This is a genomic window from Nonomuraea sp. NPDC046570 (genome assembly GCF_040645915.1).
GTDB lineage: Bacteria > Actinomycetota > Actinomycetes > Streptosporangiales > Streptosporangiaceae > Nonomuraea.
On record NZ_JBEYZF010000001.1, the window covers coordinates 348,568 to 367,681 of the forward strand.

Genomic DNA, 19,114 nt, shown 5'->3' on the forward strand with positions numbered 1-19,114 from the left:
CACATGGTTGAAGCGGTACGAACAGACGCCCTATACAAGAGATTCGGTCAGCAGGTAGCGGTCGCAGGGGTGGATCTGGTCGTCCCGGCAGGGAGCTTCGCGGGGCTGGTCGGCCCGAACGGAGCGGGCAAGACCACCACCCTCAGTATGATCACCGGTCTGCTCCGCCCCGACGGGGGTCTCGCCGAGATCGGCGGCTTCAACGTCTGGCGTGACCCGGTCCAGGTCAAGGCCCGGATCGGCGTGCTGCCCGAAGGGCTGCGGCTGTTCGAGCGGCTGTCCGGCCGCGAACTGCTGCACTACAACGGCCGCCTGCGCGGTATCCCCAAGGCCGACGTCGAGCAGCGCGCCGAGGAGCTGCTGCGGGTCATGGACCTGGTCAAGTCCGCCGACAAGCTGGTCGTCGACTACTCCACCGGCATGCGCAAGAAGATCGGCCTGGCCGCCGCGCTGCTGCACAACCCCGACGTGCTCTTTCTCGACGAGCCGTTCGAGGGGGTCGACCCGGTCAGCGCCAACACGCTCACCGAGGTGCTCAGGCGCTACACCGCCTCCGGCTCCACGGTGATCTTCTCCAGCCATGTCATGGACCTGGTCGAGCGGCTGTGCGACTGGGTGTCGGTGATGAGCGGCGGCCACATCGTCGCCCAAGGTGCGCTGGACGAGGTGCGCGCCGGCCGTACCCTCAACCAGGCGTTCCTGGAGTTGGTCGGTGGGTCGCGCGGCAGCGGTGACGAGGGGCTGAGCTGGCTCGGCGCCAAGGCCGAGGACGGCCGGTGAGCCTCGGCGCGGGCCAGACGGCGCGCCTGTTCGCCCAGCTCAAGATCCAGCTCATCGCCGGAAACCTACGCGGGGACGCCACCCGCAAGCTGGGCTTCGTCTTCACCCTGCTCGCCGCGTCCGTGATCGCGGCGGGCGGCTTCCTGCTGATGACGCTGATCCGGCTCGCCCCCGCCGACGTGGCCGCCGACATCGGCGTCGTCGCCTTCACCGTCCTGCTCGTCGGCTGGGCCGTGGTGCCGCTGCTCGCCTTCGGCCTCGACGACACGCTCGACCCGTCCAGGCTGTCGCTGTTCCCGCTGTCCACCCGCGAGCTGGCGATCGGCCTGTTCACCTCCTCGGCCACCGGCGTCTGGCCGCTGGCGACGCTGGTCGTCACCGCGGGCGCGATCGTCGGGCTGGCCGGCGGGGCGGGCGGGATCCTGCTCGGCGTGCTCGCCGTGCTCCTGCAGTTCGCCCTCTGCCTGGTCGTCTCCCGGCTCGTCACCACCTCGCTGTCGGGCGCCCTGCGCAGCAGGCGGGGCCGCGACCTGATGGCCGTGGCGGTCGTCTTCGTGGTGCTGCTCGCCCAGCTCCCCAACCTGATCGTCAACCGCGGCGTCGGCGACCTGCCCGCCATGCTGGCCGCCACCGCCGACGTGCTGCGCTGGACCCCGCCCGGCCTGGCCGCGCACGCCATCGCCGACGGCGGCCTGGCCGGACTCGCCGACCTCGCCGTGGTCGCGCTAGTCGTGCTGCTGGCGGGCTGGCTGTGGATCAAGGCGCTGGCGCGGGCCCTGGTCACCTCCGACGCCTCCACCCAGGCCGCCTCGGTCCGCAGGTCCTCCGGCCTGGCCGAGCGGTTCCTGCCGGACGGGCCGCTGGCCGCCGTGGTGGCCAAGGAGTTCAAGTACATCCGGCGCGACCCCCGCTTCCGGGTCGGCTGGTTCGCCGCGATCGTGGTCACCGTCGTCCTGGGGTTCTCCCTCAGCGGCACCGGGGACAGCGGGCTCAGCGGCCCGCCGCTGGTGATCGGCCTGACCGCGATGGGCGCGCTGATGATCTCCCTGCAGTCGGGCAACTCGTTCGGCATCGACGGCCGCTCGCTGTGGATGAACGCGGTCGTCTTCGGCTCCGAGCGCGACCTGCGCACCGACCTGGCCGGACGGCACCTGGCCACGGCCTCGCTGGCCGTCCCGCTGCTCGGGCTGCTGGCGATCGCCCTCGGCCTGTTCGCCGGCGACCTCGCCGCCGGCGTGCCCGCGATGCTGGCCGCCTGGGGCCTGCTCGGCGTGGGGCTCGGGGTGGGCGCGGTGACCAGCGTGGTGGTGCCCTACACGGTGCCCGAGCGGCTCAATGCCTTCACCGGCGCGGCCCCCGGGCAGGGCGGGCTGGCCTTCGCCGGGTCGTTCGGCGCGATGATCGGCACCGGGCTGCTCGGGGTGCCGCTGGTGCTGCCGGTGCTGCTCGGCCTCACCTGGGTGAGCGCGGTGGCGGTGCCGTACGGCCTGCTGGTGGCCTGGGGTGGGCGGCGGCTGGCCGGGAGCATCGGCTACCCGCGCCTGCCCGACCTGCTGGCCGCGGTGTCGAAGTCCACCTAATGGTCTAGTCCATTAGGTGAGACCGGTCGTCGCTCGCTCAAGGTGACTCTGTAACCTTCGACACATGATTGACCAGGCCGTTGAGCGTCACAGTGCCGTCATCGAGATGCCCGACGAACTCCGCCGTGACGTGCGGTTTCTCGGCGAGCTGCTAGGTCAGGTGATCGCCGAGCAGGGAGGTTCCGACCTGCTCGACGACGTCGAGAGACTGCGCAAGGCGGTCATCGGCGCGCGCCGCCGCGAGGTGTCGGCCGACGAGGTCGCCACCATGGTCGGCGAGTGGGAGATCGAGCGCGCGGTGCTGATCGCGCGCGCGTTCACCTGTTACTTCCATCTGGCCAACCTGGCCGAGGAGCACTACCGGATCAGGACGCTGCGCCGCCGCGACGCCGAGGACAAGACGCAGCGCGAGTCGCTCGCGCACGCCGTCGAGGAGCTCGGCCACGAGCGCGTCGCCGAGCTGGTCGAGGGCTTGGAGCTGCACCCCGTGCTGACCGCGCACCCCACCGAGGCGCGCCGCCGCGCGGTGGTCACCGCGATCCAGCGGATCAGCGGCCGGCTCACCGAGTACAACATGCCCGGCAGCGGCGCCTCCGACCGCGAGGAGAGCAGGCGCCGCCTGCTGGAGGAGATCGACCTGCTCTGGCGTACGGCCCAGCTCCGCAGCACCAAGCTCGACCCGCTCGACGAGGTGCGCACCGCGATGGCCGCCTTCGACGAGACCCTCTTCCGCGTCGTGCCCCAGGTCTACCGCTCGCTCGACGCCGCACTCGGCGAGGGCACCGGAACCCGCCCGCCGCTGGCCAGGTCGTTCATCCGCTACGGAAGCTGGATCGGCGGCGACCGCGACGGCAACCCGAACGTCACCGCCAAGGTCACCCGCGGCGCCGTGCTCATCCACTCCGAGCACGTGCTGGCCGCGCTGGAGGCGGCCTGCACCCGCATCGCCCGCACGCTCACCGCGGCCGCCCAGTTCACCCCCGCGACGCCCGAGCTCAGGACCGTGCTGGCCGCCGCCGAGGACGCCCACCCCGAGCTGGTCTCCGAGCTGGACACCCGCTCGCCGCAGGAGCCGCACCGCCAGTGGCTGCTCTTCGTCGCCGCCCGCATCACCGCCACCCACCGGCGCAACGTCGACCTGGCCTACCGCTCGCCCGACGACCTGCTGGCCGACCTGCGCCTGGCCCAGGACTCCCTGGTCGCCGCGGACGCCCACCGCCAGGCGTACGGTGAGCTGCAGCACCTCATCTGGCAGGTCGAGACGTTCGGCTTCCACCTGGCCGAGCTGGAGGTGCGCCAGCACTCCGAGGTGCACGCGGCGGCGCTGAAGGAGATCCGCGGGGGCGGCGCGCTGTCCGAGCGCACCGAGGAGGTGCTCTCCACGATCAGGGTGATCGGCTGGATCCAGGAACGTTTCGGGGTGCGCGCCTGCTCCCGCTATGTCGTCTCCTTCACCCGCACCGCCGACGACATCGCCGCCGTCTACGAACTGGCCGCGCACGCCCTCGGCGAGCGCGCGCCCGTCCTGGACGTGGTGCCGCTGTTCGAGTCCGGCGCGGACCTGGACAACTCGCCCGCCGTCCTGGCCGGCATGCTCGAACTGCCCCAGGTGCGCAGGCGCCTCGACGACAACGACCGCCGCGTCGAGGTCATGCTCGGCTACTCCGACTCGGCCAAGGAACTCGGCCCCGCCGCCGCGACCCTCAAGCTGTACGAGGCGCAGGAGCGGCTCACCGCCTGGGCCGCGGCCAACGACGTCAAGCTCCGCCTCTTCCACGGCCGGGGCGGCGCGCTCGGCCGGGGCGGCGGCCCCGCCAACCGGGCCGTGCTCGCCCAGGCCCCCGGCTCGGTCGCGGGCCGCTTCAAGGTGACCGAACAGGGCGAGGTCATCTTCGCCAGGTACGGCCACGCCGCCATCGCCCGCCGCCACATGGAACAGGTCACCAACGCCGTCCTGCTCGCCTCCTCGCCCACGATCGGCGAACGCACCGCCGCGGCCGCCGAACGCTTCCGCGGCCTGGCCGAGCAGGTGGCCTCCGCCTCCGAACGCGCCTACCGCGCGCTCACCGAGGCCCCCGGCTTCCCCGAGTGGTTCGCGCTGGTCAGCCCGCTGGAGGAGATCGGCTCGCTGCGCCTCGGCTCGCGCCCCGCGCGGCGCGGCCTCGGCGCGCCCCGCTCGCTCGACGACCTGCGGGCCATCCCCTGGGTGTTCGCCTGGGCCCAGACCAGGGTCAACCTCCCCGGCTGGTACGGCCTGGGCAGCGGCCTCGCCTCCGCCGACTCCCTCGACGAGCTGAAGGCCGCCTACGCGGAATGGCCGCTGTTCAACGCCCTGCTCGACAACGCGGAGATGTCGCTGGCCAAGACCGACCGGTCGATCGCCGAACGCTATCTCGCGCTCGGCGGGCGGGCCGACTTCGCCGGGCAGGTGCTGGCGGAGTACGACCGGACGCGCAGCCTGGTGCTGCAGGTGACCGGGCACACCAGGCTGCTGGAGAACCGCAAGGTGCTCTCCCGGGCCGTCCAGCTCCGCGATCCCTACGTGGACGCGCTCTCGCACCTGCAGTTGCGGGCGCTCACCGCGCTGCGCACCCAGGAGGTGTCCGAGCACGAGGCGGAACGGTTGTCCACGCTGCTGCTGCTGTCGGTGAACGGCGTCGCGGCCGGGCTGCAGAACACCGGGTGATCAGTTCCAGTTGGTGAGGCGGCGCAGGCCGTACTCGACGGGGCCGTAGCGGTGATTCCGCAGCCACCAGGCGCTGAGCAGGAGCAGCAGCGTGTAGATGGCGGCGGCCACGGCCAGCATGCCGAGTGGGGAGACCTGCCCGGCGAGGCCGAGGCCGTACCCGGTGAAGACCAGGGCGGCGAGCAAGGACTGGCCGACGTAGTTGGAGGCGGCGACGCGCCCCGCCGGGGTCAGCGCGCCGCCGATCACCGGGTAGCGCCTGACCAGCCTGAGCAGCGTCGCGACGTACGCGGCGGCGAGCGGCAGCGAGGTCACATTGTTCACCGCCGTCGCGACCACCGACATCGCCGAGCCTTGGGTGCTGGCCCAGGTGAAGAAGACCGCGGCGGGCAGCCCGACGCCGAAGCCGATCCACTGGATGCGGGGCAGCAGGTGCGCCCACCCGTCCGGCTTCTCCAGCAGCTTCGACTTGCCCGCGGCCAGCCCGAACAGGAACAGCGCCACCGCCGTCGGCCCCTGGACGATCCAGACGAAGTTCGCCATCGGCGGGTACAGCTCCGCCTGCAGGGTCAGGACGTCGAGCGGGCTGCCGGTGGCGAGCGCCAGCACTCTGGCGACCGCGTCCGGGTCCGTGGCGGGCGCGCCGCCGCGGCCGGGGAAGCGGGAGAGCAACCCGGCGAGCGCCAGCCAGATCAGCGACGTGACACCGATGATCGCCGTGCCGGTGATGAGGGCCTTCCTGGGGCTGAAGCCGCGCATGGCCAGCAGGAGTAGCCCGAGCACCGCGTACAGCGTGAGGATGTCACCGATCCACAGCAGGTACCCGTGGAGCACCCCGATCGCGAACAGCCCCAGGCACCGCCGCAGCGTCCTGGCCCGCACGCTCACTCCCGCCCGCTCGGCGGACCGCATCTGCAGCGTAAAGGAGTAGCCGAACAGGAACGAGAAGATGACATAGAACTTCGTCAGCACCAGCGTGCTGATCAGGAAGGTGACCGGATCATCCGGGACGGGCCCGTTGCCCCCGATCGAGCTCCCCGGGTCGGCGAAGTACCCGATGTTCGCGATGAGGATCCCGGCTAATGCCAGCCCCCGGATGGCATCGACCTCATGAACGCGCCCTCCCACTGCGGGCGCCTCGATCTGCGTCATGCCCCGAAGCTAGGGCCGTCGGGCTCCGGAAACATCGCCCGTTGGCCGCCTGCACCCCCAACCAAAGTCGGCTCCGGTAGGCAGGACGCGGAGCCTACAGGGGTGGGCGCGGGATGCGTTCCTCGCCCGCGTACACGTTGCAGCGCTCGCCCCGCAGGAAGCCGATCAGGGTCATGCCGAACTCCCGCGCCAGGTCGACCGCCAGGGACGACGGGGCGCTCACCGCGCACACCGCCGGGATCCCGGCGGTCAGGGCCTTCTGCATGATCTCGTAGCTGGCCCTGCCGCTCACCATCAGCACGTGCCCGGCCAGCGGCAGGTGGCCGGTCATGGAGGCCCAGCCGACCAGCTTGTCGACGGCGTTGTGCCTGCCCACGTCCTCTCGCAGGGCCAGCAGCTCGCCTTCGGCGGTGAACAGGCCCGCCGCGTGCAGGCCGCCGGTCTTGCCGAAGACGCCCTGCGCCTTTCTGAGGGTGTCCGGCAGGCCGTACAGGACGGCGGGGCTGATCGTGATGTCGTCCGGGAGGAGGGGGGAGCAGCGGTCGCGGAGGACTTCGAGGCTGGCCGAGCCGCAGACGCCGCACGCGCTGGAGGTGAGGAAGTGGCGTTCGAGGGCGGGCAGGTCGGGGATGGGGCCTTCGAGGCGGACGGTGACGGTGTTGTAGCGGGCCTCGGGCAGGACGTCGTCGTCGGTGCAGTAGCTGATCGCGGCGATGTCGTGCGGCCCGGCGATCCCCTCGCCGTGCAGGAAGCCCGCGGCCAGCTCGAAATCGTGGCCTGGGGTGCGCATGGTGATCGCCACCGTCCTGCGTCCCGAGTCGGCGCCGGTGAGGCGGACCTCCAGGGGCTCCTCGGTGGCGAGGTCGTCCCGCCGGTCGCGGACGGCCGAGCCGGAGATCTCCCGGATGCGCACCCGAGTCGTGGGCCCCGGGCGGGGGAGTACCCCGGAGCCGGGGTCGGGCGGGCTGGTCATGGGGTGAGCCTCCGGAGGGTGACCGCGGCGTTGAAGTCGGGCATGTGCGCGTCCGGGGAGCGGCGGGACTCGTCGAGCAGGATGTTGCCCTCGGGCCAGTGGATCTGCAGGTTGCCGGGCATGAGCGGCGCCCGCAGCACCTTCCCGTTGTAGGTGCGCTCGCCGGAGCGCAGCTCCACGGGCGTCCCGTCGGGCAGGCCGAGGCGGTCGGCGTCGAAGGCGCTGATCAGCACGGCCTCGCGCGGAGCGCCGTTGAACCGGTCGATGCGCTCGTGGACCATGCTGTTGAACTGCTTGCCCCGCCGGGTGGCGACCATGAACGACCCGTCCGGCCGCACCACGTCGGGCAGGGTCACGGCGGTGAACAGGCCGCGCCCGTCGGGGGTCTGGAAGCGCCCCTGGGCGAACAGGTGGGGCCCGCCGTACTGCACGTTGTCGCCGAACTTGTGGAGTGCGGCGATGCCCTCGTAGAACGGTACGGCCCGCTCGATCTCCGCGCGGATCTGCGGGGTCCCGGTGAAGTGGACGCCGGCCGCGATCTCCGGCCGGGTGCGGGCGGCCAGCTCGGTGAAGATCTTCCACTCGGGCCAGGCCTCGCCGATGCGCGGCCCCTCGACCTCGGGGGAGAAGATGATGCGCCGCTCGGTGGAGGTCTCGGTGATCCCGCCGACCATCTCGTAGCGGGTCTGCGCGGGCAGCAAGAGCACGTCGCCGTCCGTGGGTTCGACGAGCATCTGCGACGACAGCACGATGTCGATGTGCACCCGCAGCTTCAACCGGGCCAGTGCCTCCCGGCTGTAGCGGGGGTCGGGCAGCACTTCGAGGAAGTTGCCGCCGGAGGAGATGAGCACGTCGAGGTCGCCCGCGTGCGCCGCGTCGATCATGTCGGTGACGGTGAGTCCGGGCTCACCCGGCACCTTGAATCCCCACATGTCCGTAAATTTTGCGGCATTTTGTGGGGTGACCGGCAGGCCGCCGGGCAGGCCAGTGGCGTAGGCGCCCATCTCGGCGCCGCCCTGCACGCCGCTGTGCCCGCGAATGGGCATCAGCCCGCACTTGTCCCGCCCGACGAACCCCCTGGCCAGCCCCAGGTTGACGATCGCGCGGATGTTGTCCTCGCCGAAGGCGTGCTGGGTGACCCCCATGGACCAGACCAGCACCGCCGTGCGTGCCTGCCCGAGCATCTCGGCCAGGCGCAGCATCTCCGCGCGGGTGGAGCCGGACAGCGCCTCCAACTCCTCCCAGGTCTGCCCGGCCACCGTCTGCCGTACCTTCTCGAAGTCCTTGGTGTGCGCCTCGATGAACGCCTCGTCCAGCCAGTCGTTCTCGATGAGGTGCTTGAGCAGGCCGTTGAGGAAGCCGATGTCGCCGCCGATGTTCACACCGAAGAAATCATCGGTGATCTTCGTGCCGAACAGCGCGGACTCGGCGTTCGACGGCACCCAGTACTTGTCCATGCCAGGCTCGCGGTAGGCGTTCACCATCGCGATCCGGGTCCCGGCCTTCTTGGCGTGGTAGAGGTACTTCATCGCCACCGGCTGGTTGTTCGACGGGTTCGACCCGATGAACACGATCAGGTCCGACCCGATCCAGTCGGTGTAGGAGCAGGTCGTGGCCGCCGCCCCGATGGTCTGCTTCAGCGCGACCGTGGACGGCGAGTGGCAGATGCGCGCGGCGTTGTCGATGTTGTTCGAGCCGAGCGCCCGAATCGCCTTCTGCGCGGCGTAGTAGTTCTCGTTCGGCATCCCCCTGCTGGTCAGGTACGCCCCGAACCGGCTGCCGCGCACCGCGTCCGCCGCCACGCGCAACGCCTCGTCCCAGCTCACCCGGGTGAACCCGGGCTCCCCGGCCCGCCGGATCATCGGGTACGGCAGCCGCCCCAGCTCCCGCAGCTCCGCGCTCTTCTTCCGCTCCAGCTTCGACACGTCGTCCAGCACCGAGATGTCCAGGGCGGGCATCGTGTTCAGCGGCAGCAGCCGCAGCCGGATGTTGCACAGATGGATCTCGTCCATCGTCCAGTCACGCATGCCCTGCGTGCCGAGCGCACAGCCGTCACACGTGCCCTGATTGAGGATGCGCAGCGCGTATCGTCTGTTGCCTTTGACGGATTTGAATGCCTTCCACAACTCCAGGTAGTTGTTCGGCTTGCGCAGCCCGATGCCGAACGGCCGCAGGCTGGCCCAGTTGCGAGGATCGAGACGTCGGCTCATGCACCTATTTTCCCACTTCAGCGCCCCGAAGCGACAGTCGAGTTCCGCGATACGGAAGATCAGAGGTCGCGCGCCAGGAGCAGGACCCGGAAAGCCGCGCCACGCAGGCCGTGAGGCTCACAGGGAACTCCCGGTGAGCGGCTCGCCGGACCGGGCGAGGAAGATGGAGAGGTGCCCGACTCGCCTTTCACCAACCTCGACCGCCCGCCGCTGCAGCAGGCGGCGCTGACCCGCGCGCTGGTGCGCCCCGGCAGCCTGTGGTCGTCCGTCACCGTCGTCGACAGCACCGGATCCACGAACGCCGACCTGGCGGCCGCCGCCGGGCAGGGCGCTCCGGAGGGCGCGGTGCTGGTCGCCGAGGAGCAGGTCACCGGCCGCGGCAGGCTCGGCCGTAGCTGGTCGGCGCCCGCCAGGTCGGGGCTGACGTTCTCAGTGCTGCTGCGGCCCACCGTGCCGCCCGCCCGGCACGGCTGGCTGCCGCTGCTGTTCGGGGTCGCCGCCGCCTCGGCCGTGCGCCGGGTCGCCGAGGTCGACGTCCGGCTCAAGTGGCCGAACGACCTGCTGGCCGGGGAGCTCAAGCTGGCCGGCGTGCTGGCCGAGCGGGTCGAGGACGCGGTCATCATCGGCATGGGGCTGAACGTGACGCTGCGCGAGGCCGAACTGCCGGTGCCGACCGCCACCTCGCTGGCGATCGAACTGGCCCGCGCCGGACGGCCCGCCCAGGGCCACGATCTGGAACGCGTCGCGGGCACCGACCGCGACCCGCTGCTCAGGGCGATCCTGCGGGAGCTGGAACAGCACTACCGCGACTGGACGGCGGCGGACGGCGACGCCGACGCCAGCGGGCTGCGCGCGGCCTACCAGGCGGCCAGCGCGACGATCGGCCGCGAGGTGCGCGTCGAACTGCCCGGCGACCGGACGCTGACCGGCACCGCCACGGGCGTGGACGCCTCAGGGCAGCTCCAGGTGAGCGCGCCGGACGGCGAGCACACGCTGAGCGCCGGGGACGTGGTCCACGTTCGACCAAGTTCCTAGCGGCCGCAGGGGCGCCGTGCCACGATTTGCGCATGGCTCTCCCGGATCATCATCTGACTCAGGGCGAGCGGCGCATCCGCTCGTTCCAGCCCCACTGGAAGCGGCTCATCGTCCCCTTCCTCGCGCTCGTCCTCATCGTCGCCGCCTCCGGCGCCGGGCTGTTCCTCATCCCGGGCGACTGGGAGTTCGCGCTGTACGGCAGGATCGCCGTCATCGCCGTGGCGCTGATCCTGCTGACGGTGTGGGCGTTCGTGCCGTACCTGCAGTGGAAGAACACCGGCTACGTGCTGACCACGCACCGCTTCACCATCAGCACCGGCGTGCTGAACAAGTCCACCGACGAGATCCCGATGACCAAGGTCAACACGGTCAGCTCGGATCAGACGTTCGCGGAGCGGATGCTCGGCTGCGGCACGCTGACCGTCGAGTCCGCCGGGGAGAAGGGCCAGATCGAGCTCAAGGACATCCCGCACATCCAGGATGTCCGGGCCGAGTTGTTCCGGCTGGTGGAGGACGCCTCGGACGGAGAAGTAGACGGCCGGTGACGTGGCGTACCCTCCTGGGACGGGGGGATGACGTGGACGAGGAGCGACCGGTGAGCCGGCCGACGGCCGAGCAGGTCGAGCGGCTGTTCGTCGGACCGCCGGCCCGGTACACCAGGGCGCAGGTGGCCGAGAAAGCCGGAGTGTCGCAGGCGCTGGCCGAGCGGATCTGGCGGGCGCTGGGCTTCGCCACGCTCGGCGACGACGCGGTGGCCTTCACCGACGCCGACGTGGCCGCGCTCGGCCGGGTGCGCACGATGCTGGACGGCGGGGGGCTCGACGAGGCGACGATCATCCGGATGACCCGGGCGCTCGGCCAGACCACCGCGCGGCTCGCCCAGTGGCAGACCGAGATCATGATCGGCGCGATGCTCGGCTCGGACACCCCGTCCGACGCCGACCTGGCCCGCGTCCTCGCCCTCACCGAGCACCTGCTCCCCGACTTCGAACAGGTCCTCGTGCACGTCTGGCGCAAGCAACTGGCCGCTGCGGGCACCCGACTGCTGACCATGGCCGACGTCAACGACGAGACCGGCGCGGTCCGGGTGTCGATCGCGGTGGGCTTCGCCGACCTGGTCTCCTTCACCCGCCGGGCCCGCGAGCTGGACGAGGTGGCGCTGGCCGAGCTGGTCGAGGGCTTCGAGGCCAAGGCGTCGGACGTGGTGGCCGCGCACGGCGCCAGGCTGGTCAAGACGCTCGGCGACGAGGTGCTGTTCACCGCGCCCACGGCCCGGCAGGCCGCCGCGATCGCGCTCGACCTGACCGAGGTGTTCGACGGCGAGCGCGATGGCCCCGAGGTGCGCATCGGCATGGCCTTCGGCCCGGTCCTGCCGGTGCTGGGTGACGTCTTCGGGACCACGGTCAACCTGGCGGCCAGGCTCACCGCCATGGCCAGGCCCGGCACGGTCGTCGTCGACGAGGGGCTGGCCGAGGGGCTCGGCGACGTGTCCGGCGTCGAGGTGCAGCGGATCCGCCGCAGGCCGGCGCGCGGGCTGGGGCTGGTGCAGCCGTTCGTGCTGCGCAAGCCGTCCGGTTGACAGGTGTACGTTTCACGAAAGTTCTGGAAATGAGGTTCGCATGCCGTACGAAGTGCAAGGTGTGATCGCCAGGGGCAAGGGGCTGCCCGTTTCGCTGGAGACCGTGCTCGTGCCCGACCCCGGGCCCGGTGAGGCGGTGGTGGACGTGCAGGCCTGCGGGGTCTGCCACACCGACCTGCACTACCGCGAGGGGGGCATCAACGACGAATTCCCGTTCCTGCTGGGCCATGAGGCCGCCGGCGTGGTGGAGGCCGTGGGCGAGGGGGTGACGTCCGTCGCGCCGGGCGACTACGTGATCCTCAACTGGCGGGCGGTCTGCGGCGAGTGCCGGGCCTGCCTGCGCGGCCGTCCCTGGTACTGCTTCAACACCCACAACGCCACCCAGAAGATGACGCTGGCCGACGGCACCGAGCTGTCGCCCGCGCTCGGCATCGGCGCCTTCGCCGACAAGACGCTGGTCGCCGCCGGACAGTGCACCAAGGTCGACCCGGCCGCCGCGCCGCAGGTCGCCGGGCTGCTCGGCTGCGGCGTGATGGCGGGCATCGGCGCCGCGCTGAACACCGGCAACGTCATGCGCGGCGACACCGTGGCCGTCATCGGCTGCGGCGGCGTCGGCGACGCGGCGATCCTCGGCGCCTCGCTGGCCGGCGCGGCCCGGATCATCGCCGTCGACGTCGACGAGCGCAAGCTCACCTGGGCCAAGGACTTCGGCGCCACGCACACGGTGAACTCCCGCGAGAGCGACCCGGTCGACGCGATCCGCGAGCTGACCGGCGGCTTCGGCGCCGACGTGGTGATCGAGGCGGTCGGCCGCCCCGAGACGTACAAGCAGGCGTTCTACGCCCGCGACCTGGCCGGGACCGTCGTCCTGGTCGGCGTGCCGACCCCGGAGATGACGCTGGAGCTCCCGCTGCTCGACGTGTTCGGCCGCGGCGGCTCGCTCAAGTCCTCCTGGTACGGCGACTGCCTGCCCTCCCGCGACTTCCCGATGCTCATCGACCTGTTCCTGCAGGGCCGCCTGCCCCTGGACAGGTTCGTCACCGAGACGATCGCGCTGGACGAGGTCGAGGAGGCCTTCGCCAAGATGCACACCGGCGACGTGCTGCGCTCGGTGGTGGTCTGGTAATGGTGGGAGAGCGGACGACCATGATCGACAAGGTGGTGACGTCGGGCACGTTCTCGCTCGACGGCGGCACCTGGGAGGTCGACAACAACGTCTGGCTGGTCGGCTCCGCGCGCGAGGTCGTCGTCATCGACGCCGCGCACGACGCGGCGGCGATCGCCGAGCGGGTGGGCGACCGGATCGTGCGGGCGATCGTGTGCACGCACGCGCACAACGACCACATCAACGCCGCCGCCGAACTGTCGGAGCTGACCGGCGCGCCGATCATGCTGCACCCGGCCGACCAGGTGCTCTGGGAGGCGGTGTACGGCGAGGCGGTGCCGTACACGCCGCTGGCGGACGGCGACGAGCTGCGGGTCGGGGAGATCGGGCTGCGGGTGCTGCACACGCCCGGTCACGCGCCCGGCGCGGTCTGTTTGCACGCGCCCGACCTGGGCGTGCTGTTCAGTGGCGACACCCTGTTCAACGGCGGGCCGGGCGCGACCGGCCGGTCCTACTCGTCGTTCGACACGATCATCGAGTCGATCAGGACGCGACTGCTGCCGCTGCCGCCCGAGACGGTGGTGCACACCGGGCACGGCGCCTCGACGTCCATCGGCGCGGAGGCCCCCCACCTGGAGGAATGGCTGGCCCGCGGCCACTGACCAAGTTTTCGCACAGGAGCAAGGATGTGGCCTATCACACGTAGGCAAGCCTAACCATCATGGGTTATCTTAGGTGTGCCTAACCTAATGACCTTGCTCCTGTGAGAGGCTGTCCCCCAGATGTACGTCTGTGTCTGTCGTGCCGTGACCGAACACGAGGTGCACGACTGCATCGCGGCCGGCGCCAAGAGTGCGCGTCAGATCCGCGACACCACGGGCGCCGGTGGGGACTGCGCCTCTTGCGTGCGGAAGATCTGTGCGATCCTGAAAAGGTCCGAGGACCTGATTCCGACCGCATAGCACGAGGGGCCCGTACATGCAGGGCGACAAGCAGATCATCGAACTGCTCAACGAGCAGCTCACCGCGGAGCTCACCGCCATCAATCAGTACTTCCTGCACGCCAAGATGCAGGAGCACTGGGGATATACCAAGCTTGCGAAGTACACCCGCGAAGAGTCCATCGACGAGATGCGCCACGCGGAGCGACTCACCGACCGCATCCTCTTTCTTGAGGGCCTGCCCAACTACCAGCGTCTCGGCACGCTGCACATCGGCCAGACCGTCCCGGAGCAGCTCCGGGCCGACCTGGAGGTGGAGGTGGCGGTGGTCGAGCGACTCAGGCCCGGCATCACGCTGATGCGTGAGAAGGGCGACGTCACCTCGGCCCGGCTGTTCGAGGAGATCCTGGAGGACGAGGAGAAGCACATCGACTACCTCGAAACCGAGCTCGCGCTCATCCAGAGCCTCGGCGAGCAGCTCTACCTCGCTCGCTACGCCGAGCCGCCGTCCGCGGACTAAGCGCTGACTTCATGCGACACGCCCATCGGAATCCGTTCCGGCGGGCGTGTCCTCATTTACGCTTGATCTTGTTTCACGCCGCTTGCCCGTGGGCGCAGGGAAAACGCGGTCATTAAACCCCCACTAGCCGCCATTTATCAGCGTTTGCCCAGGTCAATGGATAGGTCAACGACGAGTCAAACCGCGCGCTGTGCCCGGGAAACGATCGCCTAAGGTCCTACGATCGCTTTATGACCTGCGTACTTCTCGCCGAGGATGACACCTCGATTTCCGAGCCACTCGCGCGCGCCCTGCGCCGAGAGGGCTATCAGGTTGAGGTGAGCCCCGACGGCCCGCAGGCCCTTGAGAGGGCTCTGTCGGGGGGCATCGACCTCATCGTTCTCGACCTAGGCCTGCCGGAGATGGACGGGCTCGAAGTAGCCCGCCGGATCCGCGCGGAGGGGCACGGCACACCGGTGCTGATCCTCACCGCCCGCGTCGACGAGGTCGACACCGTCGTCGGCCTCGACGCCGGGGCCGACGACTACGTCACCAAGCCGTTCAGGCTCGCCGAGCTGCTGGCCCGCGTGCGGGCGCTACTGCGGCGCGGCACCTCAGAGACCCCTGTCGTCCAGGGCGTGCGCATCGACGCCGACTCCCGGCGCGCCTGGATGGGGGAGAAGGAGCTGCACCTGACCACCAAGGAGTTCGACCTGCTGCGCGTGCTCGTGCGCGACGCCGGAAAGGTCGTCACCCGCGAGCAGATCATGCGCGAGGTGTGGGACACCAACTGGTGGGGCTCGACCAAGACGCTCGACATGCACATCTCCTGGCTCCGCCGAAAGCTCGGCGACGACGCCGCGAAGCCGCGCTACATCACCACCGTTCGCGGAGTCGGCTTCCGGTTCGAGCGAGAGTAGGCGATGCGCCGCCGCCTGCTCTCCTCCACCCTGGTCGTCGCGGTCATCGCGGTGCTGCTGCTCGGCGTCCCGCTGGGCATCGTGGTCAGCAGACTGATCTATGACGAAGCGGCCCAGGAGCTCAGAGGGGAGGCGACGCGTCTGGTGGGTGAGGTGGAATACGCCCGCATCCAGGAGACGCCGCTCGACCCGCAACAGCTGGAGCAGAAGTACCCGGACAGGTACATCCAGATCTACGAAGGCGGCAACCCGCCGAAGGCGACCATCGTCGGCACGCCGTCGCCGACCGGCCAGCGGATGGAGGAGAAGGCGCAGTCCGACAGCGGCATCTACGTCGTGGTGAGCCGCGACCGGGCCCAGGTCGAGCAGGACGTCCGCGCGCGGTTGCTGCTCATCGTGGCCCTCGCGGTCGCGGCTCTCGCCGTGGCGGTGGGACTGGCGATCGTGCAGTCCCGCCGGTTGACGCTGCCCCTGCAAGATCTGGCCAAGATCGCGGAACGGCTGGGCTCGGGAGACGCCCGGCCCAGCAAACACCGCTACGGGATCCCCGAGCTCGACCGCGTGGCGGAGGTGCTCGACCGCAGCGCCACCCGCATCTCCGACCTGCTCACCCGCGAACGCGAATTCGCCACCGACGCCTCCCACCAGCTCCGCACGCCGCTCACCGGGCTCACCATGCGCTTGGAGGAGATCGTCGCGGCCTCCCACGAGCCCGCCATCGTCAGGGAGGAGGGCGAGGCGGCGATCGTCCAGGCCGAACGACTCACCGCGGTGATCGACGAACTGCTGGCCGCCGCCCGCCGCCAGCGCCACGCCCAGGCCGAGCCGATCGCCCTCGACGAGGTGCTCATCCAACAGGTGACCGAGTGGGACCCCGCCTTCCGCAGGGCGGGCAGGGCGCTCGTCCTGGACGGCGCCAGGGGGCTGAAGGCCCTCGCCACCACCGGCGGCCTCGGCCAGGTGATCGCCTCGCTACTGGAGAACTCCCTACGCCACGGAGGAGGCCCCGTCACGGTCACCACCAGCCGCAGCGACAACTACATCGTCGTGGAGGTCGCCGACCAGGGTCCCGGTATCTCCGACGAGATAGCGCCCAAGATCTTCGAACGCAACGTGAGCGGAGGCGGCGGCACCGGCCTGGGGCTGACGCTCGCCCGCGCACTGGCCGCCGCCGACGGCGGCCGCCTGGAGCTGGTACGGCGCCGCCCCGCGGTCTTCGCCCTCTTCCTGCGCCCCGCGGACGACGACCAGGGCAGGACCCGGGTGGTCAGCGGACCCGCGTAGAGGAGCCGGGCAGCTCCTGCGGGATGTCCTCGGTCGCCGACAGGAACACCCACTTCTTGTAGGACCAGTAGCGGAACAGCGTGCCCAGGCCCACGCCCACGATGTTGGCGATGTTGTAGCTCAACGGGTCGTGCAGCTCCAGCGTGTACGTGGTGAAGCCGATCACCAGCAGGCCGATCAGCAGCGCGATACCGTTGAGCAGGAAGAACAGGAAGTACTCCCGGGCCAGGCCGCTCTGCTCGCGGTGCCGGAAGGTCCAGAAGCGGTTGCCGAGGTAGGCGAACGTCGTGGAGATGACCGTGGCCAGCACCTTGGAGGTCAGTGGGCCCTCCCCCACGACCAGCTTGAACAGGTTGAGCAGGCCGGTGTCGATGACGAACGCGATGCCGCCGATCGTGCCGAACTTCGCCAGCTCGTGAACCAGGTGGCCGACTCGCTGGTACGCACGTCTCAGCAACTGCACGATTCCTGCACGGTCCTCTCGGTTTCGGCACCCCGACCGAGCGGCACCCTTGCCCGGCCTTTCCAGGCTACCGGCGTCACCTCGGCCGCCGTGCGCAGGTCGGAACATTCCCTCATATCGCACTCTTCACCACCCGCTCCAGGTCAAGCCGAGTCCGAAGGTATGCTCAGCTCACGTGAGCAGCCCCACTTCCTTCAGTCCCATCGGGCCCGTCGTCGGCGTGGTCGGAGCGGGCCAGCTGGCCCGCATGATGCAGCAGCCGGCCATCGCGCTCGGCGTCGAGCTCAGGGTCCTGGCCAACGACCCCGGCGAGAGCGCCGCCCGGGTGATCGTCGACACCCGCCTCGGCGACTACCGCGACCTGGAGGTCCTGCGCGAGTTCGGCCAGGGCTGCGACGCGATCACCTTCGACCACGAGCACGTGCCCACCGAGCACATCAGGGCGCTGGCCGCCGACGGCCTGGCCGTACATCCCGGGGCCGGCGCGCTCGTGCACGCCCAGGACAAGGCGGTGATGCGCGAGCGGCTCACCGGGTTCGGCGCGCCGTGCCCCGCGTGGGCCCGCGTCGACGACCTCGCCGACGTCGAGCGGTTCGCCGCCGAGCACGGCTGGCCCGTGGTGCTCAAGGCGATCAGAGGCGGCTACGACGGGCGGGGCGTGTGGGTCTGCCGCGACGCCGCCGAGGCCGCCGAGGCGCTCGCCACCGGCGTGTCGCTCATGGCCGAGGTGTTCGTCCCCTTCAGGCGCGAGCTGGCCGTGCTGGTCGCCCGCTCCCCGCACGGGCAGGGCGTCAGCTACCCCGTGGTGGAGACCGTCCAGGAGAACGGCATCTGCGTCGAGGTGCTGGCCCCCGCCCCCGGCCTCGACCCCGAGGACGCCGCCGAGGCCCAGCGCATCGCCCTGAAGATCGCCGACGAGCTGGGCGTGACCGGGCTGCTCGCCGTGGAGATGTTCGAGACCGAGTACGGCCTCGTCGTCAACGAACTGGCCATGCGCCCGCACAACAGCGGCCACTGGACCATCGAGGGCGCCGCCACCTCCCAGTTCGAGCAGCACCTGCGAGCCGTCCTCGACCTGCCGCTCGGCTCCCCGGCCCCCACCGCGCCGTACGTCGTCATGGCCAACCTGCTTGGCGGCGCCGACCCCGACCTCTTCAAGCGGTACGAGCACGTGATGGCCCACGATCCGGGCATCAAGCTGCATTTCTATGGCAAGGAGGTGCGTCCCGGTCGCAAGATCGGGCATGTCACCGCCCTCGGCACCGACCTTGACACCGTGCGCGCCCGCGCCAGGCACGCCGCCGTCTACCTCACCACCGGGGAGTACACATGAGCGTCGGCATCGTCATGGGCAGCGACTCCGACTGGCCGGTCATGCGGCTGGCCGCCGAGGCGCTCGCCGAGTTCTCGGTCCCGTTCGAGGCCGACGTGGTCTCCGCGCACCGCATGCCGGTGGAAATGATCGAGTACGGCAGGCAGGCCGCCGGCCGCGGCCTCAAGGTCATCATCGCCGGGGCCGGCGGGGCCGCGCATCTGCCCGGCATGCTGGCCTCGGTGACGCCGCTGCCGGTGATCGGGGTGCCGGTGCCGCTGAAGTACCTCGACGGGATGGACTCGCTGTTGTCCATCGTGCAGATGCCCGCAGGGGTGCCGGTGGCCACCGTCGCAGTGGGCGGCGCGCGGAACGCCGGGCTGCTGGCGGTGCGCATCCTGGCGACCGCGGACGAGACGCTGCGGGCGAGGATGGAACGCTTCCAGGAACTGCTCAAGGAGCAGGCGTACGCCAAGGGCGAGCGGCTGCGGGCGGAAGCCGGGCAACTCCTGGACGAGACGACGTAACGGCGGCCCGCCGCGCGCGCACGAGTGGCGTCGAGCGGCGGGCGCGCGTGGGGGCGGCGAGGTGAGGG

Annotated in this window: 18 protein-coding genes; 14 read left to right on the plus strand and 4 right to left on the minus strand. The window is 70.7% G+C overall.

Translation table 11 applies throughout. The features are described from left to right. Positions 1-3 precede the first annotated feature (3 nt). From ABZ911_RS01655 to ABZ911_RS01665, 3 genes are all read left to right on the plus strand, one after another. Positions 4-780, plus strand: coding sequence for an ABC transporter ATP-binding protein (locus ABZ911_RS01655; protein ID WP_358050355.1), 777 nt, complete (start codon positions 4-6; stop codon positions 778-780). Next, the gene (locus ABZ911_RS01660) at positions 777-2,360 is read left to right on the plus strand and encodes a hypothetical protein (RefSeq protein WP_358050358.1); all 1,584 of its coding nucleotides are present in this window, start codon (positions 777-779) and stop codon (positions 2,358-2,360) included. The genes ABZ911_RS01655 and ABZ911_RS01660 overlap by 4 nt, the downstream gene beginning before the upstream one ends. A 64-nt stretch (positions 2,361-2,424) precedes the next feature. Beyond that, entirely contained in the window at positions 2,425-5,046 is a 2,622-nt protein-coding gene (locus tag ABZ911_RS01665) for a phosphoenolpyruvate carboxylase (protein WP_358050361.1), read from the plus strand. Here ABZ911_RS01665 and ABZ911_RS01670 read toward each other — a convergent pair whose 3' ends face one another. The 3 genes from ABZ911_RS01670 to ABZ911_RS01680 form a co-directional block, all read right to left on the minus strand. Further along, entirely contained in the window at positions 5,047-6,198 is a 1,152-nt protein-coding gene (locus ABZ911_RS01670) for a DUF418 domain-containing protein (protein WP_358050364.1), read from the minus strand. It lies immediately after the preceding gene. A gap of 94 nt (positions 6,199-6,292) precedes the next feature. Continuing rightward, entirely contained in the window at positions 6,293-7,171 is an 879-nt protein-coding gene (gene fdhD, locus ABZ911_RS01675) for a formate dehydrogenase accessory sulfurtransferase FdhD (RefSeq protein ID WP_358050367.1), read from the minus strand. Then, positions 7,168-9,381 carry an FdhF/YdeP family oxidoreductase gene (locus ABZ911_RS01680; protein ID WP_358050370.1) on the minus strand — a complete coding sequence of 738 codons (2,214 nt, stop codon included), beginning with the start codon at positions 9,379-9,381 and terminating at the stop codon, positions 7,168-7,170. Before ABZ911_RS01680 ends, fdhD begins: the two co-directional genes overlap by 4 nt. Before the next feature lie 171 nt (positions 9,382-9,552). On the opposite strand from ABZ911_RS01680, the gene ABZ911_RS01685 reads away from it, so the two are divergent. The 9 genes from ABZ911_RS01685 to ABZ911_RS01725 all read left to right on the plus strand — a co-directional run bounded on the left by ABZ911_RS01685 (position 9,553) and on the right by ABZ911_RS01725 (position 16,744). Beyond that, positions 9,553-10,416, plus strand: coding sequence for a biotin--[acetyl-CoA-carboxylase] ligase (locus ABZ911_RS01685; RefSeq protein ID WP_358050373.1), 864 nt, complete (start codon positions 9,553-9,555; stop codon positions 10,414-10,416). A 32-nt stretch (positions 10,417-10,448) separates the two neighbouring features. Next, on the plus strand, positions 10,449-10,961 hold the full coding sequence (locus tag ABZ911_RS01690) for a PH domain-containing protein (RefSeq protein ID WP_358050376.1): 513 nt from the start codon (positions 10,449-10,451) through the stop codon (positions 10,959-10,961). A 32-nt stretch (positions 10,962-10,993) separates the two neighbouring features. Then, positions 10,994-11,995: an adenylate/guanylate cyclase domain-containing protein gene (locus ABZ911_RS01695; protein WP_358050379.1), complete on the plus strand. Its 1,002-nt coding sequence runs from the start codon at positions 10,994-10,996 to the stop codon at positions 11,993-11,995. Positions 11,996-12,035: 40 nt separating this feature from the next. Next, complete coding sequence (locus tag ABZ911_RS01700; protein WP_358050382.1) at positions 12,036-13,121, plus strand: S-(hydroxymethyl)mycothiol dehydrogenase; 1,086 nt, start codon at positions 12,036-12,038, stop codon at positions 13,119-13,121. A 20-nt stretch (positions 13,122-13,141) separates the two neighbouring features. Further along, positions 13,142-13,762 (plus strand): MBL fold metallo-hydrolase, encoded by a 621-nt coding sequence (locus tag ABZ911_RS01705; protein ID WP_358050385.1) that lies wholly within the window; start codon positions 13,142-13,144, stop codon positions 13,760-13,762. A gap of 120 nt (positions 13,763-13,882) precedes the next feature. Beyond that, a complete protein-coding gene (locus ABZ911_RS01710) occupies positions 13,883-14,062 on the plus strand; it encodes a (2Fe-2S)-binding protein (RefSeq protein WP_358050388.1) in 180 nt (59 codons plus the stop codon). Between the two features lie 16 nt (positions 14,063-14,078). Continuing rightward, entirely contained in the window at positions 14,079-14,561 is a 483-nt protein-coding gene (bfr, locus tag ABZ911_RS01715; protein ID WP_358050390.1) for a bacterioferritin, read from the plus strand. Between the two features lie 230 nt (positions 14,562-14,791). Then, complete coding sequence (locus ABZ911_RS01720) at positions 14,792-15,460, plus strand: response regulator transcription factor (protein WP_043620820.1); 669 nt, start codon at positions 14,792-14,794, stop codon at positions 15,458-15,460. Between the two features lie 3 nt (positions 15,461-15,463). Then, positions 15,464-16,744, plus strand: coding sequence for an ATP-binding protein (locus ABZ911_RS01725; RefSeq protein WP_358050393.1), 1,281 nt, complete (start codon positions 15,464-15,466; stop codon positions 16,742-16,744). Here the strand turns inward: ABZ911_RS01725 and ABZ911_RS01730 are convergent. Then, positions 16,728-17,207 carry a GtrA family protein gene (locus ABZ911_RS01730; protein ID WP_358050396.1) on the minus strand — a complete coding sequence of 160 codons (480 nt, stop codon included), beginning with the start codon at positions 17,205-17,207 and terminating at the stop codon, positions 16,728-16,730. The two genes, ABZ911_RS01725 and ABZ911_RS01730, sit on opposite strands and share 17 nt — an antisense overlap. Positions 17,208-17,382: 175 nt before the next feature. Here ABZ911_RS01730 and ABZ911_RS01735 point away from each other — a divergent pair, with 175 nt between their 5' ends. Further along, the gene (locus ABZ911_RS01735) at positions 17,383-18,540 is read left to right on the plus strand and encodes a 5-(carboxyamino)imidazole ribonucleotide synthase (RefSeq protein ID WP_358050399.1); all 1,158 of its coding nucleotides are present in this window, start codon (positions 17,383-17,385) and stop codon (positions 18,538-18,540) included. Then, positions 18,537-19,046 carry a 5-(carboxyamino)imidazole ribonucleotide mutase gene (gene purE, locus ABZ911_RS01740; RefSeq protein WP_358050402.1) on the plus strand — a complete coding sequence of 170 codons (510 nt, stop codon included), beginning with the start codon at positions 18,537-18,539 and terminating at the stop codon, positions 19,044-19,046. The genes ABZ911_RS01735 and purE overlap by 4 nt, the downstream gene beginning before the upstream one ends. The last annotated feature ends 68 nt before the right edge of the window (positions 19,047-19,114 follow it).

Excerpts from the sequence above, each read along its gene's own strand:
- ABZ911_RS01725 (WP_358050393.1), top strand. The coding sequence starts at position 15,464 with ATGCGCCGCCGCCTGCTCTCCTCCACCCTGGTCGTCGCGGTCATCGCG.
- fdhD (WP_358050367.1), bottom strand. The coding sequence starts at position 7,171 with ATGACCAGCCCGCCCGACCCCGGCTCCGGGGTACTCCCCCGCCCGGGG.
- ABZ911_RS01720 (WP_043620820.1), top strand. The coding sequence starts at position 14,792 with ATGACCTGCGTACTTCTCGCCGAGGATGACACCTCGATTTCCGAGCCA.
- ABZ911_RS01665 (WP_358050361.1), top strand. The coding sequence starts at position 2,425 with ATGATTGACCAGGCCGTTGAGCGTCACAGTGCCGTCATCGAGATGCCC.
- ABZ911_RS01655 (WP_358050355.1), top strand. The coding sequence starts at position 4 with ATGGTTGAAGCGGTACGAACAGACGCCCTATACAAGAGATTCGGTCAG.
- ABZ911_RS01705 (WP_358050385.1), top strand. The coding sequence starts at position 13,142 with ATGATCGACAAGGTGGTGACGTCGGGCACGTTCTCGCTCGACGGCGGC.
- bfr (WP_358050390.1), top strand. The coding sequence starts at position 14,079 with ATGCAGGGCGACAAGCAGATCATCGAACTGCTCAACGAGCAGCTCACC.
- ABZ911_RS01690 (WP_358050376.1), top strand. The coding sequence starts at position 10,449 with ATGGCTCTCCCGGATCATCATCTGACTCAGGGCGAGCGGCGCATCCGC.
- ABZ911_RS01670 (WP_358050364.1), bottom strand. The coding sequence starts at position 6,198 with ATGACGCAGATCGAGGCGCCCGCAGTGGGAGGGCGCGTTCATGAGGTC.
- ABZ911_RS01700 (WP_358050382.1), top strand. The coding sequence starts at position 12,036 with ATGCCGTACGAAGTGCAAGGTGTGATCGCCAGGGGCAAGGGGCTGCCC.
- ABZ911_RS01710 (WP_358050388.1), top strand. The coding sequence starts at position 13,883 with ATGTACGTCTGTGTCTGTCGTGCCGTGACCGAACACGAGGTGCACGAC.
- purE (WP_358050402.1), top strand. The coding sequence starts at position 18,537 with ATGAGCGTCGGCATCGTCATGGGCAGCGACTCCGACTGGCCGGTCATG.
- ABZ911_RS01680 (WP_358050370.1), bottom strand. The coding sequence starts at position 9,381 with ATGAGCCGACGTCTCGATCCTCGCAACTGGGCCAGCCTGCGGCCGTTC.